Raw genomic sequence first — 17,214 nt, forward strand, 5'->3', positions numbered from 1 at the left:
TCCCGCGCCGTCCGTCGTTCGCCAAAAAAAACTGAAGCGTCTTAAAGCCTTTATTCACGCCGTTTACGGCAGGTTCCAGCGACGCCATCGGCACGCTCGAATGGAAAAAACACTTGCCCCTTCAAACTACGATCAATACAGTCGTAGTTATTCGCCAGGCAGCCAAACCCTGACCGAAGCCCCTTTCCCACCCTTGCGGAGCACCTACATGACTTCCCATATCCTGATCATCGGTGCCGGCTTTGCCGGTGTCTGGAGCGCCCTGAGCGCCGCCCGTCTGCTCGACCAGGCCCAACGTGGCGACGTGCGCATCAGCGTGCTCGCACCGCAACCAGAACTGCGTATCCGCCCACGCTTCTACGAGGCTGACGTGCACACACTCAAGGCCCCCGTGGGCGAACTGCTCGACGCGGTCGGGGTCGATTTCATCCAGGGCAACGCCGAGCACATCGACAGCGCCGCACGCCAGGTCGGCTACCTCGACGGCAACGGCCAGCGCCAGCAACTCGGTTATGACCGCCTGATCCTCGCCGCCGGCAGCCAGGTCGCCCGCCCCGCCGTGCCGGGCCTGGCCGAGCACACCTTCGATGTCGACCAGATGGAGTCGGCCGTGCGCCTGGAGCAACACCTGGTCGCCCTGGCCGCGCAACCGGCCTCTCCGGCGCGCAACACCGTGGTGGTTTGCGGCGGTGGTTTCACCGGCATCGAGACCGCCACCGAGATGCCCGCCCGCCTGCGCAGCATCCTGGGTGAAAACAATGCCCGGGTGATCCTGGTCGACCGTGGCCAGGCTATCGGCGCGGCACTGGGCGCCGGCATCACCCCGTCCATCGTCGCCGCCAGCGAACAGGCTGGCGTGCAATGGCTGACCAACACCTCGGTGGTGGCGGTCGACGCTGGTGGCGTGACCCTCGACAACGGCGAATACATCGCCAGCAAGACGGTGATCTGGACCGTGGGCGTCAAGGCCAGCCCGCTGACCGCGCAAATCGACGGCGAACGCGATGGCTTCGGCCGCCTGCGGGTCGACGACCACCTGAAAGTGGTCGGCCAGGCGCACATCTACGCCACCGGCGACACCGCCTGGGCCAAGGTCGACGAACTGGGCAACCACGCCCTGATGACGTGCCAGCACGCCATCCCCATGGGCCGCCACTCAGGCAACAACGCCATGGCCGACCTGCTGGGCCTGGCACCGCTCGCCTACCGCCAGCCCAAGTACGTTACCTGCCTCGACCTGGGTGACTGGGGCGCGGCGTACAGCGAAGGCTGGGAGCGCGAACTGGTGCTCGAAGGCCAGGAGGGCAAGCACCTCAAGCGCCAGATCAACTCGGTGTGGATCTACCCGCCCGCCGCCGATCGCGCGCAAGCCCTGGCGGCCGCCGACCCGATGATCCCGATCGTGGCGTGACGCGAAAAGACAGGCCCGTCTCGTAAGTGACGGGCCTTTCAATTTTCGTTATTACTTTGGATGACTGGTCAATAATAGTGGCGTTATGGCACTATCGAAGAAAAACAATACGAAAAATGAGGAAATCACACCCCCACGCAGTGCATCGAGAGCCTGAACCACCGAGCCCGGTAAACCCGCGCTCTTGACGCCTGCCAGCCATCGTCAAGGAGCGTCGCATGCAATTAAGGAACATGAAGATCGGCATTCGGGCAGCCACTGTGTTCACCCTTCTCGGGGTCCTGGTCCTGGCCATGGGCCTGATCGCCCTTTATGAAACCCGCAAGATGGACAGCGCCACCGACGAGATCCGCGTCACCTGGATGCCCGCGGTCATCGCCCTGGGCGATGTCAGCACCAACCTGGGCCGTGCCCGCGCCCTCACCCTGCGCAGCGTGCTCGAGGACGAGCCTGCCACCCGCCACGCCACCCTGGCCCGCATCGTCGAGGTCAACCAGCAACTCGAAGGCGACCTCAAAGCCTACGAAAGCACCATCATCGCCCAGGACGACCGTGCCCTGTTCACCACCTTCATGAGCCTGAGCGAGCGCTACCACGGCCTGCAGAAAGCCATCCGCGAGGCGGCCGGCCACGACCAGATGGACGAGGCCCGACGCCTGGTCAACGGCCCGCTGGCCGAGTATGCCGACAGCATGATGAAGGCCTTGGGCGCACTGGTGGAATACAACACCCAGGGCGCCGAACAGGCCTCGTTGCGCAGCAGCAACGCTTCCGACGAGGCCTTCAAGTTGCTGATAGGTGCGCTGGTGGTGATCCTGCTGGCGCTGGTGGCGATCTCCACCCTGCTCACCCGCAGCATCGTGCTGCCGCTGGCCGACGCCGTGGCGGTGGCCGAGCGCGTCGCCGTCGGTGACCTGACCCGCGACATCGTGGTGACCGGCCGCGACGAACCGGCCCTGCTGCTGCGCGCCCTCGGCCAGATGCAACAGAGCCTGCGCGAGACCCTGCGCAAGATCGCCGCCTCCTCCGACCAACTGGCCTCGGCCTCGGAAGAGCTGCACACGGTCACCGAAGACACCAGCCGCGGCCTGCACCAGCAAAGCGCCGAGATCGACCAGGCCGCCACGGCGGTCAACCAGATGACCGCCGCCGTGGAAGAAGTGGCGAACAACGCGGTGAGCACGGCCGACGCCTCGCAAGGCGCCGACCAGAACACCCGCGACGGCCGCGACCGGGTCAACCAGGCCCTGAGCTCGATCCAGCTGCTGGTCGCGGACGTGACCGGCACCTCGCAGGAGATCGAACAGCTGGCCAGCAGCGCCAACGAGATCAGCCAGGTGCTCGATGTGATCGGTTCGATCGCCGGGCAGACCAACCTGCTGGCCCTCAACGCCGCCATCGAAGCCGCCCGCGCCGGCGAGGCCGGGCGCGGTTTCGCCGTGGTCGCCGACGAAGTGCGCGCCCTGGCCCACCGCACCCAGCAGTCCACGGCGGAGATCGAACAGATGATCGGTGGCATCCAGACCGGCACCGAGCGCGCGGTCAGCGCCATGCACAGCAGCCAGGGCCGGGCCAGTGGCACGCTGGAAGTGGCGCAGTCGGCCGGGCAGGCGCTGGAAGTGATCGCCGAGGCCATCGCCGCGATCAACCAGCGCAACCTGGTGATCGCCAGCGCCTCCGAGCAACAGGCGCAGGTGGCGCGGGAGGTGGACCGCAACCTGGTGAATATCCGCGACCTGGCGATGCAGACCTCGGCGGGGGCCAACCAGACCAGCGCGGCGGCGCAGGACCTGTCGCGGTTGGCGGTGGAATTGAACGGGATGGTGGCGCAGTTCAAGGTCTGACAGTCAGCGCGCGGCCCATTCGCCAGCAAGGCTGGCTCCTACGAGGATTACGGCGATCCCCTGTAGGAGCCAGCCTTGCTGGCGAACCACTCTGTCAGTCATTCACCTCAATCACCCGCCCCGCCTTCACCGGCTGGCTGCGCGTCGCCAGGCAGTAATACAGCGGCACCGTCACGATCAACCCAAACAACCACGACAAGTCCGCCCCTTCGACAATATTCGAATACGGCCCCACATACAGCGACGTATTGGCAAACGGCAGCTGCACCAGGATGCCGCAGGCATAGGCAATGATCGCGTGGTGGTTGAAGCGGCCATAGATCCCACCGTCAGCACGGAAGATCGACGCAATGTCGTACTGCCCCTTCTTGATCAAGTAGAAGTCGACCAGGTTGATCGACGCCCACGGCACCAGCACCAACAGCAGCGCCAGGATCAGCCCGATGAACTGGCCGATGAAGCCCGCCGACGCATTCAGCGCCACCAGCCCGCAACCCGCCAGGATCACCGAGGCCAACACCACCCGCACCTTGATGCTCGGCGTCCACTGCGCCGCGAAGGTCTGGATCGCGGTGACGATCGACAGCACCGCGCCATACAGGTTGAGGGCGTTGTGGCTGATGATGTTGAGCAGGAACAGCACCATCAGGATCGACCCCAGCCAACCCGTGGCCTGCTTGACCGCATCCATCGCGTCGGTGCCTTCGGGCACGCACAGCACCGCCACCGCGCCGAAACTGAAGCACAGGATGGTACCCAGGGTGGCACCGAAGTAAGTGGCCCAGAACGGCCTGGCGATGCCCACTTCACGCGGCAGGTAGCGCGAATAATCGGAGGTGTACGGCGAGAAGCTGATCTGCCAGATGGTGCCCAGCGACACGGTGGCGATGAAGCCCGACAGGTTGAAGGCACCACGGCTGAAGAAGTCGGCCGGCAGGTCCTGGACGAACATCATGATGAAGCCGGCCAGCAGCGCCGAACCCATCACCCAGGTGCCGATGCGGTTGAGGATGTGGATGAAGCGGTAGCCGATCACGCCGATGGCCGTCGCGCTCAACGCGCCGATCACGATCGCGCCCGGCATCGGCACGCTCGGCGTGATGCCATGGATGGTCTTGCCGGCCAGGACGATGTTGGAAATGAAGAAACCGACATAGATCAGCGCGGTGAAGAACACGATCAGCAGCGCGCCGTAACGGCCGAACTGGCCACGGCTCTGCACCATCTGTGGAATGCCCAGTTGCGGCCCCTGCGCCGAGGCCAGGGCGATCACCACGCCGCCGGCCAGGTGCCCCAGCACGATGGCGACCAGGCCCCACAGCAGGTTCAGGTGGAACACCTGGATCACCATGGCGCCGGTGACGATGGGCAGGGGTGCGATATTGGTGCTGAACCAGAGGGTGAACAGGTCACGCGCCTTCCCGTGGCGCTCGGCGGGTGGCACGTAATCGACCGTGTGGTTCTCGACAAACGCGTGTTGCGACGACGGTTGGGACATAGGATTTCAGCTCGAAAGGTCGTTTTTATCGTTGTAAGGAAACCGCTCGGGGCGGCCTCTCAGCTGCGCACCATATTATGGTATTCCAAGCTTTTGACAACACTGCACCGGGGTTTTTCGGCGCAGCTGATCCGCTCTCTATCCTCTCTTCGCGCACTGTTTTCAGCGGCCACGCCAATGAAACCGCGGACTGTGCCGTTCATCGCGTTCTGCGCGGGCTGGAAAATTCCGCTTGCAAAGAAGGTATTACGGTATACCATCAGACACATCAACGATAAAAACCGCGGACCACCGCTGCCCCTCGAGGATCACACCATGATCGACGCAACCGTCTACAAACACGTCCTGGGCTCCTTCCCGTCCGGCGTCACGGTCATCACCACCCTGGACGACGACGGCTCGATCGTCGGCCTCACCGCCAGCGCCTTTTCGTCCCTGTCGATGGAGCCGCCGCTGGTGCTGTTCTGCCCCAACTACAGTTCCGACTCCTACCCTGTACTGATCAAGAACCAGCGTTTCGCCATTCACCTGCTCTCCGGTGAGCAGCAAGCCGAAGCCTATGCCTTCGCCAAAAAGGGCAAGGACAAGGCGGTGGGTATCGACTGGACCTTGAGCGAACTGGGCAACCCGATCCTGGCCGGCGCCACCGCCGTCATCGAATGCGAGCTGTGGCGCGAATACGAAGGCGGCGACCACGCAATCATGGTGGGCAAGGTACACAACCTGATCGTCCCGCAGGAGGCGCCCCGCCCGATGGTCTACTGCCGCGGCAAGATGGCCAGCCTGCCGGCCTTCGCCTGAACATTCAGCAGGGGACCGTGTAGGAGCGGGTTTACCCGCGAACACCGGCGAAGCCGGTGCCATCCACCGCGTCGCCCGCTTCGCCGGCAAGCCGGCTCCTACAGAAAAGCCTGCCTGCCAGGCAACAACAACAAGCTCCGAGGAAAGCCCCATGAAATTTTCGCTGTTCGTGCACATGGAACGTTGGGATGAACAGGTCAGCCACCGCCAGCTGTTCGAAGACCTGACCGAGCTGACCCTGATGGCCGAGGACGGCGGTTTCAGCACCGTGTGGATCGGCGAGCACCACGCCATGGAGTACACCATCTCGCCAAGCCCGATGCCGCTCTTGGCCTACCTCGCCGCGCGCACCGAGAAGATCCGCCTGGGCGCCGGCACCCTCATCGCGCCGTTCTGGAACCCGCTGCGCGTGGCAGGCGAATGCGCCCTGCTCGATGTGATCAGCAACGGCCGCATGGAAGTGGGCCTGGCCCGTGGCGCCTACCAGTTCGAGTTCGACCGCATGGCCGGCGGCATGCCGGCCACCGACGGCGGCAAGGCGCTGCGCGAGATGGTGCCGGTGGTGCGCAAGCTGTGGCAGGGCGACTGCGCCCACGACGGCGAGGTGTACAAGTTCCCCACCTCCACCAGCGTGCCGAAGCCGTTCAACACCGAACCACCGATGTGGATCGCCGCCCGCGACCCCGACTCGCACAACTTCGCCGTGGCCAACGGCTGCAACGTCATGGTCACCCCTTTGATGAAGGGCGACGAGGAAGTGCTGGACCTGAAGAACAAGTTCCAGGCCGCCCTCGACAACAACCCCGGCGTACCCCGCCCGCAACTGATGGTGCTGCGCCACACCCATGTGCACAGCCCGGCCGAGCCGGACGGCTGGAAGGTCGGCGCCCAGGCCATCTCGCGCTTCTACCGCACCTTCGATGCCTGGTTCGGCAACAAGACCGTGCCGGTCAATGGTTTCCTCGAACCAAGCCCGGAGTCGAAGTTCGCAGAAGTGCCGGCGTTCCAGCTGGAGAACATCCGCAAGAACACCATGATCGGCACACCCGAGGAGATCACCGCGCGCATCCGCTACTACCAGGAACTGGGGGTCGATGAGTTCAGTTTCTGGTGCGACAACAGCCTGCCCCACAGCGAGAAGAAGAAGTCGCTGGAGCTGTTCATCAAGGAAGTGGTGCCGGCGTTCACCTGAATGCCCTTTGCAGAGGGGGCTCGCCGGGCCCTCTATGGCGCCTATGAGGTCGAGCGCCGCCCGCGCGGCGCATCGCGGATAAATCCGCTCCTACACATTTATTGCGACATGGCCACGCCTGTTTGGGCCCACCTGCCTTTGTAGGAGCGGATTCATCCGCGATACGCCGCACAGCGGCGCTCGATCTCCCAAACACCACAAAACCCGGGCCATCCGCCACCTTTCATCCCCTTCCCAGAGATTTTTCCAGCCTCCTCTTGCACATCAAATATTATGGTATACCATCAGACAACAAGAACTGATCACCCTACCCAGGAGCCCTCCATGAGTTTCGAAATCCGCAAGATCGTCACCTACTCCGAAGAGACCCGCATCGAAGGCGGCAAGGCCACCGACACGCCGGTGACCATGGTCGGCCTGGCCGTGGTGATCAAGAACCCCTGGGCCGGTCGCGGTTTCGTCGAAGACCTCAAGCCTGAAATCCGCGCCCACTGCTCCGAGCTCGGCGCGCTGATGGTCGAGCGCCTGACCGCCGCCATCGGCGGCGCCGACAAGATCGAGGCCTACGGCAAGGCCGCCGTGGTCGGCGCCGACGGCGAGATCGAGCACGCCTCGGCGGTGATCCACACCCTGCGTTTCGGCAACCACTACCGCGAAGCCGTGCAGGCCAAGAGCTACCTGAGCTTCACCAACAAGCGCGGCGGCCCCGGCACCTCGATCCAGATCCCGATGATGCAGAAGGACGACGAGGGCCTGCGCTCGCACTACATCACCCTGGAAATGCAGATCGAGGACGCCCCGCGCGCCGACGAGATCGTCGTGGTGCTGGGCGCCGCCGACGGTGGCCGCCTGCACCCGCGCATCGGCAACCGCTACATCGACCTGGAAGAACTGGCGGCGGAAAAGGCCAACGCTCGATAACAACAACCAAGACGGGCCTGGGCGTGGCGAACTCCCGCCGCGCCCGACCTTCAAGGAGCGCCCTTCATGATTCAGCCTGTCGCTGAACTTACACCGGCCGGGACCAGCTACCTGGCCCTCGGCCAGGGCCACCCCGTGGTGCTGATCCACGGCGTGGGCCTGAACAAGGAAATGTGGGGCGGGCAGTTCGTCGGCCTGGCCAACGACTACCGCGTCATCGCCTACGACATGCTCGGCCACGGCCACAGCCGCGTGCCCGCCGCCGACACCGCGCTGGAAGGCTACGCCGACCAGCTCGCCGAACTGCTCGACCACCTGCAGGTTCCGCACGCCACCGTGATCGGTTTCAGCATGGGCGGCCTGGTGGCCCGCGCCTTCGCCCTCAACCACCCGCAACGCCTTGCAGCGCTGGTGGTGCTCAACAGCGTGTTCAACCGCACCCCCGAGCAGAGCGCCGGGGTCATCGCCCGCGCCGCCCAGGCACTGGCACAAGGCCCGGACGCCAACGTCGATGCCGCGCTGGAGCGCTGGTTCAGCCGCGAATACAAGGCCGCCAACCCGGCCCAGGTCGCGGCCATCCGCCAGGTGCTGGCCAGCAACGACCCGCAGGGCTACCACACCACCTACGCGCTGTTCGCCACCCAGGACATGTACCGCGCCGAAGCCCTTGGCAGCATCCAGGTGCCGACGCTGATCGCCACCGGCGAGCTCGATGCCGGCTCCACCCCGGCCATGGCCCGCCAGCTCGCCGCGCGCATACCCGGCGCCCATTGCGTGGTGCTCGCCGAGCAACGGCATATGATGCCGGTGGAAGCACCGCGCGAAGTCAACAAGATGCTGCTGGACTTCCTCAGGCAGGCCCGCACCCTTACCGAATCCGCCAAGGGGATAGTTGCATGACCCTCGTTCGTTTCCAGATGTGCATCGACGGCCAATGGCGCGATGCCCACAGCGGCAAGACCTTCGACAGCCTCGACCCGGCCACCGCCAAGGCCTGGGCGCAACTGCCCGACGCCGATGAAGCCGACGTCGAGCTGGCCGTGCAGGCCGCCCAGCGCGCCTTCGACAGCAAGGCCTGGCGTGGCCTCAGCGCCACCGCCCGGGGCAAGCTGCTGCGCCGCCTCGGCGACCTGATCGGCGAAAACAAGGAGCACCTGGCCCAGCTGGAAAGCCGCGACAACGGCAAGCTGATCCGCGAGACCCGCGGCCAGGTCGGCTACCTGCCGGAGTTCTTCCACTACACCGCGGGCCTGGCCGACAAGCTCGAAGGCGGCACCCTGCCGCTGGACAAGCCCGACCTGTTCGCCTACACCGTGCACGAACCGATCGGCGTGGTGGCCGGGATCATCCCGTGGAACAGCCCGCTGTACCTCACCGCGATCAAGCTCGCCCCGGCCCTGGCCGCCGGCAACACCATCGTGCTCAAACCCTCCGAACACGCCTCGGCGACCATCCTCGAGCTGGCCCGCCTGGCGCTGGAAGCCGGCTTCCCGGCCGGAGTGGTCAACGTGGTCACCGGCTTCGGCCCGAGTACCGGCGCGGCGCTGACCCGCCACCCGCTGGTGCGCAAGATCGCCTTCACCGGCGGCGCCGCCACCGCCCGCCATGTGGTGCGCAGCAGCGCCGAGAACTTCGCCAAGCTGTCGCTGGAGCTGGGCGGAAAGTCGCCCAACATCATCTTCGCCGACGCCGACCTGGACAGCGCCGTCAACGGCGCGGTGGCCGGCATCTACGCCGCCTCCGGGCAGAGCTGCGTGGCCGGCTCGCGCCTGCTGGTGCAGGACGAGATCTTCGATGAATTCGTCGAGCGCCTGATCGCCCGTGCCCAGCGCATTCGCATCGGCAACCCGCAGGACGACGCCAGCGAGATGGGCCCGATGGCCACCGCCCAGCAACTGGCCGTGGTCGAAGGCCTGGTCGCGGCGGCCAAGGCCGAAGGCGCCCGGCTGCGCATGGGCGGCAAGCGCGCCGACGTCGAGGGCGACGGCTGGTTCTACGAACCGACCCTGTTCGAGTGCGACAGCAACGCCATGACCATCATGCAGGAAGAGGTGTTCGGCCCGGTCGCCGCGGTGATCCGCTTCAAGACCGAGGAAGAGGCCCTGGCCATGGCCAACGACTCGCAGTTCGGCCTGGCCGCCGGTATCTGGACCCGCGACCTGGGCCGCGCCCACCGCCTGGCCCGCGACGTGCGTTCGGGGATCATCTGGGTCAACACCTACCGCGCGGTGTCGGCCATGGCCCCGATCGGCGGCTTCAAGAACAGCGGCTACGGCCGCGAGAGCGGCATCGATTCGGTGCTGGCCTATACCGAGCTGAAGACCGTGTGGATCAACCTGTCCACCGCGCCCATGCCCGACCCCTTCGTGATGCGCTAGGAGAACCGCAAGATGATCGAACCTGGCATCTACAAAGACGTGATGGGCTCGTTCCCGTCCGGTGTCACCGTGGTCACCACCCTGGATGCCGACGGCGGCATCGTCGGCATCACCGCCAGCGCGTTCAGCGCGTTGTCGATCGAGCCGGCACTGGTGCTGTTCTGCCCCAACTACGCCTCCGACACCTACCCGGTGCTGCGCGACAGCAAGCAGTTCGCCATTCATTTGCTGGCCGCCGAGCAGACCGCCGAGGCCTATGCCTTCGCCGGTAAAGGCAAGGACAAGGCCAAGGGCATCGACTGGCACCTGAGCGCGCTGGGCAACCCGTTGCTGAGCAAGGCCACGGCGATCATCGAGTGCGAACTGTGGCGCGAATACGACGGTGGCGACCACGCGATCATCGTCGGCCAGGTGAAGAACCTGGTGCTGCCTGAGCAACCGGCGACGCCGATGGTGTACCACAAGGGCAAACTGGGTGCGTTGCCGCCGCTGGGCTAAAGCGACGAACGCCTACCTGTAGGAGCCAGCCTTGCTGGCGAACCGGCCATGGCACGGCATTGCAATTGTGGCGCGGCCGTTCGCCAGCAAGGCTGGCTCCTACAGGGAAAGCCCACCCACTCACACAGGAACCCGGCCCATGAACAACGAAAAATACGCAAAAGGCCTGCAGATCCGCACCCAGGTGCTCGGCGAGGACTACGTCAACCGCTCGATCCAGAACGCCGACGACTTCACCAAGCCCCTGCAAGACCTGGTCACCGAGTACTGCTGGGGCCACGTCTGGGGCCGTGATGGCTTGTCGCTCAAAGAGCGCAGCATGATAAACTTGGCGATGATTTCCGCGCTCAACCGGCCCCATGAGCTCAAGCTGCATATCCGCGGCGCCCTGCGCAATGGCCTGAGTCGCGAACAGATTCGCGAGATCCTGCTCCAGGTCGGCATCTATTGCGGCGTGCCCGCGGCGGTGGACAGTTTCCGCCTGGCCCGCGAAGCGTTCGCCGCAGCCGACGCGGAGCAACCCCGTTAACCGCGGGCTGTGCGAACCACGGCAAGGAGCAGCCCCCACGGTTCGTGGTGCTGCGCGAACCTGGCGCAACAGCCTCATACAGAGCGCACCTGATGAAACGCCAGCCCCTCGACGACAGCTTCAAGGTCAACCGCAACCCCGTCACCCTGCGTGAAATCGTGCTCGACAAGCTGCGCGGCGCGATCATGAACTTCCACCTGCTGCCCGGCGATCGCCTGGTCGAGCGCGACCTCTGCGAGCGCCTGGGTGTCAGCCGCACTTCGGTGCGCGAGGCCCTGCGCCACCTGGAGTCCGAAGGCCTGGTCGAGTTCGCCGACGCCAAGGGCCCGCGCGTGGCCATCATCACCCTGGAAGACGCCCGCGACATCTACGAGCTGCGCTGCGTGCTCGAAGGCCTGATCGTCCAGCTGTTCACCCTCAACGCCAAATCAAAGGACATCCGCGCCCTGGAGCGCGCCCTGGAGGTCAACCGCGAGGCGCTGGAAGACGGCGAGCTGGCCCAGGTGCTCGACTCGGTGCAGGGCTTCTACGACGTGCTGCTCGAAGGCTCCGGCAACCAGGTCGCCGCCCAGCAGCTGCGCCAGTTGCAGGCGCGCATCAGCTACCTGCGCGCCACCTCGGTATCCCAGGAAAACCGCCGTGGCGCCAGCAACCGCGAAATGGAGAAGATCGTCGAGGCGATCAAGAGCGGCGACCCGCAAGCCGCCCACCAGGCCTCGGTCGACCATGTGCGCGCCGCCGCAAAAGTGGCCCTGGACTACCTGCGCCAGAAACAGGACGACAACGCCAAGGTCCGCGAAATCGTCGAGCCCCTGCCCCTCAAGGACCCTCGCATAGGCCGCTGACCATGCCCACCGCCCCGCGCTACTGCCCGCACTGCACCACGCAACTGGCCCGGGGCGTTCCCACCGGCGACAGCCACGAGCGCCTGCACTGCACCGCCTGTGGTTTTGTGCACTACGTCAACCCGAAGATCATCGCCGGCTGCATCATCGAGCGCGACGGCAAGTACCTGCTGTGCCAGCGCGCCATCCCCCCACGCCCCGGCACCTGGACCTTGCCGGCCGGCTTCATGGAGGCCGGCGAGACCACCGAGCAGGCGGCCCTGCGCGAGGTGTGGGAAGAGAGCGGCGTGCGCGGCGAGATCGTCTCGCCCTACTCGATCTTCAGCGTGCCGACGATCAGCGAGGTGTACATCATCTTCCGCGCCATCGCCACCGAGGAGACCGGGCAGTACGGGCCGGAGACGTTGGCCTACCGCTTCTTCGCGCCGGACGAGATCCCCTGGGACGAGATCTACTACCCGGCGATCCGGCAGATCCTCGAGCGCTACATCCTCGAACGGCAAGCCGGGGTGTACGGGATCTACATGGGCAACGACGATACCGGGAAGGTGCATTTCATTCGCTGAGCCCCACGCCACGCAACCCCTGTAGGAGCGGCCTTGTGCCGCGAAAGGGCCGCAAAGCGGCCCCGGCGATCTTTGCTCAACGTCGAAATCCTGGGGCCGCTGCGCAGCCCTTTCGCGGCACAAGGCCGCTCCTACAGGGGTAGGCAAAAATCCCGAAACAAATTCCTCGCCAAGCGCCGCCCCACGGTGCACCCTGATGGTCTCACGCAAATGGACCGGCAAACCTCATGGCGAAATGGCTGGACGGCGGCGGGTTGATGGCCGAACGCATCCGCACCCACGATTGGGCGGCGACCCCGCTTGGCCCGCTGGACACCTGGCCCGACGTGCTGCGCACCGCCGTTGCCCTGTGCCTGGCCTCGCGCTTCCCCCAGGCCGTGTTGTGGGGCGACCAGCTGACCACCCTGCACAACGATGCCTTCAGCGCCATCCTCGGCGAAAAACCCTTCGCCCTCGGCCGACCGTTCAGCGAAGTGTGGCAGGAAGCCTGGAGCGAAATCAGCCACCTGGCCGACCGTGCGTTGGCCGGCGAGGCGGTGTACATCGAGGACTTTCCGCTGCTGATCGAGCGCCACGGCAGCCCCGAGCGCGCCCACTTCACCTTCTGCTACAGCCCCATCCGCGACCATGACGGCCAGGTCGTCGGCATGCTCGACACCGTCACCGAAACCACCACCAGCGTGGTCGCCAACCGCCGCCTGAAATTCCTCGACAGCCTGGGCCGCGCCACCGCCAACGCCACCGACCCGGAACGCATCCTGGCCACCACCACGCGCCTGCTGGGCGAGCACCTGCAGCTGTCCAGCTGCGCCTATGCGGTGATGGCCCCCGACCAGGACGGCTTCACCATCTGCGGCGACTGGGTCAGGCCCGGCTCGCCACGGCTGCTGGGCCAATACCGCCTGGCCGACTTCGGCCAGCTGGCGGTGAGCTGCCTGCGCGCGGGCGAGCCCCTGGTGATCGAGGACAACCTCACGCAACTGCCGCCGCAAGCCGCGGCGACTTTCCAGGCCATCGGCATCACCGCGACCATCTGCATGCCGCTGATCAAGGAAGGCCGCCTGACCGCGCTGATGGCCATCCACGACAAGGCGCCCCGCGCCTGGACGCACTATGAGCAGACGCTGATCAGCGAAGTGACCGAGCGCTGCTGGGCACATATCCAGCGGGTCCAGGCCCACGCCGAAGTACGCGAGGCCTTCGCGGCGCTCGAAGCGCTCAATGCCACCCTCGAACAGCGCGTGGAGGAACGCACCAGCCAATTGCTGCACACCGAAGCGGTGCTGCGCCAGACGCAAAAACTCGAAGCCATCGGCCAGCTCACCGGCGGCGTGGCCCACGATTTCAACAACCTGCTGACCATCATCCGCTCCTCGATCCACTTCCTGCAGCGCCCCGACCTCGACGAGACCCGCCGCGCCCGCTACTTCAAGACCGTGGCCGACACTGTCGACCGCGGCGCCAAGCTCACCGGCCAGCTGCTTGCCTTCGCTCGCCGCCAGGCCCTGAGCCCCCAGGTGTTCGAAGCCGGCCCCAGGCTCGAAGCCATGGCCGACATGCTCGACACCGCCACCAGCGCCCGTATCGAAGTAAAGCTGGAACTGCCCGAGGCCCCCTGCCACGTCCATGCCGACCTGGGCCAACTGGAAACCGCGGTGATCAACCTGATGATCAACGGCCGCGACGCCATGGCCGGCGAAGGCACCCTGTGCCTGCGCCTGGAAGCCGACCAGGCCATGCCCGGGGCACACGACCTGGCCGGGCCGTTCGCGGCGATCTCGGTGATCGACAGCGGCGTGGGCATCGCCCCGCACCTGCTCGAACGCATCTTCGATCCGTTCTTCACCACCAAGGCTTCGGGCCAGGGCACGGGGCTGGGGCTGTCGCAGGTGTTCGGTTTCGCCAAGCAGTCCGGTGGCGACGTGAAGGTCAGCAGCGTCGAAGGCCAGGGCACGACCTTCACCCTTTACCTGCCCCAGGTGACCCTGGCCCAGGTGGAGCCCCGCGTTGCCGGCACGGTGTTGCCCGCCCACGGCGAACGGCGGCGGGTCCTGGTGGTGGAGGACAACCCCGATGTCGGCAGCTTCACCGCGCAGATCCTGCGCGACCATGGCTACCAGATCAGCTGGGCAACCAGTGCCGAGCAGGCCCTGACGCAGATCGGCGATGCGCGGGTGCCGTTCGACGCGGTGTTTTCCGATGTGGTGATGCCCGGCATGGGCGGGCTGGCGCTGGCCCGCCAGTTGCGCCAGAGTCATCCCGAACTGCCGGTGATTCTTACCTCCGGCTACAGCGAGGCGATCGCCGAGGAAGGCCACCAGGGGTTCGCGTTCCTGGCCAAGCCGTATTCGGCCGAACAGGTGTGCCAGATGCTGGGGGCGGTGCTGGGCGGAGCGTCCAGGAACACCACCGGCTGACCTGACAGAACACGGATCCCTGTAGGAGCCGGCTTTGCCGGCGAAAGGGCCGGTGCAGTCGGCACAGGACAGCGGCGCCCACCACAGTCACCCCCCTAACAACCGCGCCAGGCTGCGCGCCAGCTCCTCCTGGCGAAACGGCTTGCGCAACACCTCGAACCCGTGCAACTCGCGGGGCGCGAGATTGGCATACCCGGTAATGACCAACACCGGCAAATCCGCGAATCGCTCACGCACCTGCCGGGCAAACCGCACCCCCGTCATCCCGGCCATGACATGGTCGGTCAGCAGCACATCCGGACACAGCCCGTCATCCAGCAACGCCTGTGCCTGGGCCGCCCCATCCGCCTCGGTGACCTCATACCCCAATTCAAGCAACTGCAGCACCGTGGCCTGGCGCACCAGCGGCTCGTCCTCCACCAGCAACACCCGGGTCGACCGCTGCGGGCGTGGCAACTCGACGTGCCTGGCAGCGGCGGTCTCACTGTCACTGACGGGCAGCCACAAGGTCGCTTCGGTGCCCTGCTGCGGCCGCGAACGAATACCGAAGCCACCGCCAGACTGCATCGCCAACCCCTGGACCATCGGCAACCCCAGGCCGGTGCCCTTGCCCACGCCCTTGGTCGAGTAGAACGGCTCGGTGCAATGCTTCAACACGTCCGCACTCATGCCGCAGCCGGTATCAGCCACCTGCAGCCACACCTGGCGGCCCGCAGCCAGTCCGACCGGCCTGCCAGGCCCGTTCCTGTCGTCATCCAGGCCGGCGACGATGCTCAGGCGCCCGCCTTCGGTCATGGCATCACGGGCATTGACCACCAGGTTGAGCAGGGCCAGTTCCAGCTGATGGGGGTCGACCAGCACCTGCGGCAGCGCCGCGTCGATGCGCACCTGCACAGCGATGGTCGGCCCCAGCGAACGCGCCATCAGCTCGCGCATGTCGTCGACCAGCAGCGCCAGCGAAACCCCCTGAGGCTTGAGCGTCTGGCGCCGGGCGAAGCTGAGCAGGCGCCCGACCAGGTTACGCGCCCGCTCCGCCGCCTGCAGGCCGCCGTCGATCAAGCGCTCGCCCCGCGCCGGCTCGGGGTGGCGGCGCAGCAGCTCGAGGGAGGCGATGATCGGCGTGAGCATGTTGTTGAGGTCGTGGGCGATCCCGCCGGTGAGCTGGCCGATCATCTCCATCTTGTACGCTTCGTGCAGCTGCTGCAGGCCCGCCTCGCGCTGGGCCAGCATGGTCGCCACGCGCTCCTCCAGGCATTCGTTGAGCACATGCAGGGCGTGTTCGGCCCGGGCATGGCTGATCGCCGCCCAGGTCTGCTCGGCGGCTTCCTCGGCCAACAGGCATTCATCGTCCAGGATCGGATGCGCGCCATGGAAATGCACGATCAGCATCGCCTCCAGGCGCTCGGCGCGCAGCACCGGCACGTGCAGCGCGGCGCACAGCCCCTCCAGGTGCAACGGTCGCGGCTCGTCCTGCTGGTAGCTGTGCCGGGCAACGTGCCCGGCCTGCATCGCCCCGTACAGGTTCGGGTCGAAGTCGGAAAAGGGAAAATCGCCCAGCAGCGAGGGCACGCCATCGGCCCATTCGTGGGCGACGCGAAAGCGCTTGCCATCGCCCAGGTGCTCGCCGAAACACACCCGCGCGGCGCCCAGCTCCTGCGCCAGCCGGCGCGTGGCATGCCCTTCGATATGCTCGGCGTCGCCCAGTTCGGGCAAGGCCTGGCGCAGTTCCAGCAGGAACGCCTGGCGATGTTCGAAACGTACCCGCTCGGTGGTATCGGTAACGATGCACAGCACCCCACCCACCCCGCCGTCAGCTTCGCGCACGGCGGAATAGGACACGTCGAAATAGACCGTCTCACCCGCGCCACTGCGCTCGATATAGAACGGCCGGTCCTTCGCCGAGAAGGTGTCGCCTGTCTCGCGCACACCCCGCAGCAATGGCTCCAGGTCGTCCCACAGCTCGCCCCAATTCTCCTGCCCGGGCCGCCCCAGCGCGGCGGGGTGCTTGTTGCCGATGGTCGGGAAGTAGGCGTCGTTGTACAGGGCGATGTATTGCGGCCCCCAGAACAGCACGATTTGCGCCTGGGCCGAGAGCAACGTGGTGGTGATCGCCTTGAGGCCGGGCGACCAGCCCTGCGGCTGGCCCAGCGGCGAGCCGGCCCAGTCCATCGCCTGCAGCAGGCCGCTGACCACACCGTCATGACGCAGGAAGTTCGCCGCGGGATCGCGGTGTCTGGCGGGTCTGTGGCGGGCTGATTTCATGACGTTCGGGCCATGGTGGATCCTGTCAGATTGCCATCCTTCACAGGTATGA

14 protein-coding genes are annotated in these 17,214 nt (G+C 66.1%); 12 read left to right on the plus strand and 2 right to left on the minus strand.

The genetic code is table 11. The features are described from left to right. Positions 1–208: 208 nt before the first annotated feature. On the plus strand, positions 209–1,411 hold the full coding sequence (locus P5705_RS19110) for an NAD(P)/FAD-dependent oxidoreductase (RefSeq protein ID WP_277462521.1): 1,203 nt from the start codon (positions 209–211) through the stop codon (positions 1,409–1,411). Between the two features lie 233 nt (positions 1,412–1,644). Further along, positions 1,645–3,255 carry a methyl-accepting chemotaxis protein gene (locus P5705_RS19115; RefSeq protein WP_431196964.1) on the plus strand — a complete coding sequence of 537 codons (1,611 nt, stop codon included), beginning with the start codon at positions 1,645–1,647 and terminating at the stop codon, positions 3,253–3,255. Between the two features lie 94 nt (positions 3,256–3,349). Here the strand turns inward: P5705_RS19115 and P5705_RS19120 are convergent, their stop codons facing one another. Then, positions 3,350–4,753 carry a purine-cytosine permease family protein gene (locus tag P5705_RS19120; RefSeq protein WP_277462523.1) on the minus strand — a complete coding sequence of 468 codons (1,404 nt, stop codon included), beginning with the start codon at positions 4,751–4,753 and terminating at the stop codon, positions 3,350–3,352. Positions 4,754–5,068: 315 nt separating this feature from the next. Here P5705_RS19120 and P5705_RS19125 point away from each other — a divergent pair, with 315 nt between their 5' ends. From P5705_RS19125 to P5705_RS19170, 10 genes are all read left to right on the plus strand, one after another. Continuing rightward, positions 5,069–5,554: a flavin reductase family protein gene (locus P5705_RS19125; RefSeq protein ID WP_277462525.1), complete on the plus strand. Its 486-nt coding sequence runs from the start codon at positions 5,069–5,071 to the stop codon at positions 5,552–5,554. A 151-nt stretch (positions 5,555–5,705) separates the two neighbouring features. Further along, on the plus strand, positions 5,706–6,746 hold the full coding sequence (locus P5705_RS19130; protein WP_277462526.1) for an LLM class flavin-dependent oxidoreductase: 1,041 nt from the start codon (positions 5,706–5,708) through the stop codon (positions 6,744–6,746). 324 nt (positions 6,747–7,070) lie between these two features. After that, complete coding sequence (locus tag P5705_RS19135) at positions 7,071–7,667, plus strand: amino acid synthesis family protein (RefSeq protein ID WP_277462528.1); 597 nt, start codon at positions 7,071–7,073, stop codon at positions 7,665–7,667. A 66-nt stretch (positions 7,668–7,733) separates the two neighbouring features. Then, entirely contained in the window at positions 7,734–8,567 is an 834-nt protein-coding gene (locus P5705_RS19140; RefSeq protein WP_277462530.1) for an alpha/beta fold hydrolase, read from the plus strand. Then, entirely contained in the window at positions 8,564–10,045 is a 1,482-nt protein-coding gene (locus P5705_RS19145; RefSeq protein WP_277462532.1) for an aldehyde dehydrogenase, read from the plus strand. The genes P5705_RS19140 and P5705_RS19145 overlap by 4 nt, the downstream gene beginning before the upstream one ends. 12 nt (positions 10,046–10,057) lie before the next feature. Beyond that, the gene (locus P5705_RS19150; RefSeq protein ID WP_277462534.1) at positions 10,058–10,543 is read left to right on the plus strand and encodes a flavin reductase family protein; all 486 of its coding nucleotides are present in this window, start codon (positions 10,058–10,060) and stop codon (positions 10,541–10,543) included. Between the two features lie 139 nt (positions 10,544–10,682). Continuing rightward, positions 10,683–11,072, plus strand: a complete 390-nt coding sequence (locus P5705_RS19155) for a carboxymuconolactone decarboxylase family protein (protein ID WP_277462535.1) — start codon at positions 10,683–10,685, stop codon at positions 11,070–11,072. 92 nt (positions 11,073–11,164) lie between these two features. Then, entirely contained in the window at positions 11,165–11,917 is a 753-nt protein-coding gene (locus P5705_RS19160) for a GntR family transcriptional regulator (protein WP_240063222.1), read from the plus strand. A gap of 2 nt (positions 11,918–11,919) precedes the next feature. Next, positions 11,920–12,483, plus strand: a complete 564-nt coding sequence (locus P5705_RS19165; protein ID WP_277462536.1) for an NUDIX hydrolase — start codon at positions 11,920–11,922, stop codon at positions 12,481–12,483. A gap of 227 nt (positions 12,484–12,710) precedes the next feature. Then, complete coding sequence (locus P5705_RS19170; protein ID WP_277462538.1) at positions 12,711–14,900, plus strand: GAF domain-containing hybrid sensor histidine kinase/response regulator; 2,190 nt, start codon at positions 12,711–12,713, stop codon at positions 14,898–14,900. 87 nt (positions 14,901–14,987) lie between these two features. Here the strand turns inward: P5705_RS19170 and P5705_RS19175 are convergent, their stop codons facing one another. Then, positions 14,988–17,069 (minus strand): ATP-binding protein, encoded by a 2,082-nt coding sequence (locus tag P5705_RS19175; protein WP_431196965.1) that lies wholly within the window; start codon positions 17,067–17,069, stop codon positions 14,988–14,990. Between the last annotated feature and the right edge of the window lie 145 nt (positions 17,070–17,214).

Source organism: Pseudomonas entomophila, from assembly GCF_029478665.1.
Classification (GTDB): domain Bacteria; phylum Pseudomonadota; class Gammaproteobacteria; order Pseudomonadales; family Pseudomonadaceae; genus Aquipseudomonas; species Aquipseudomonas entomophila_F.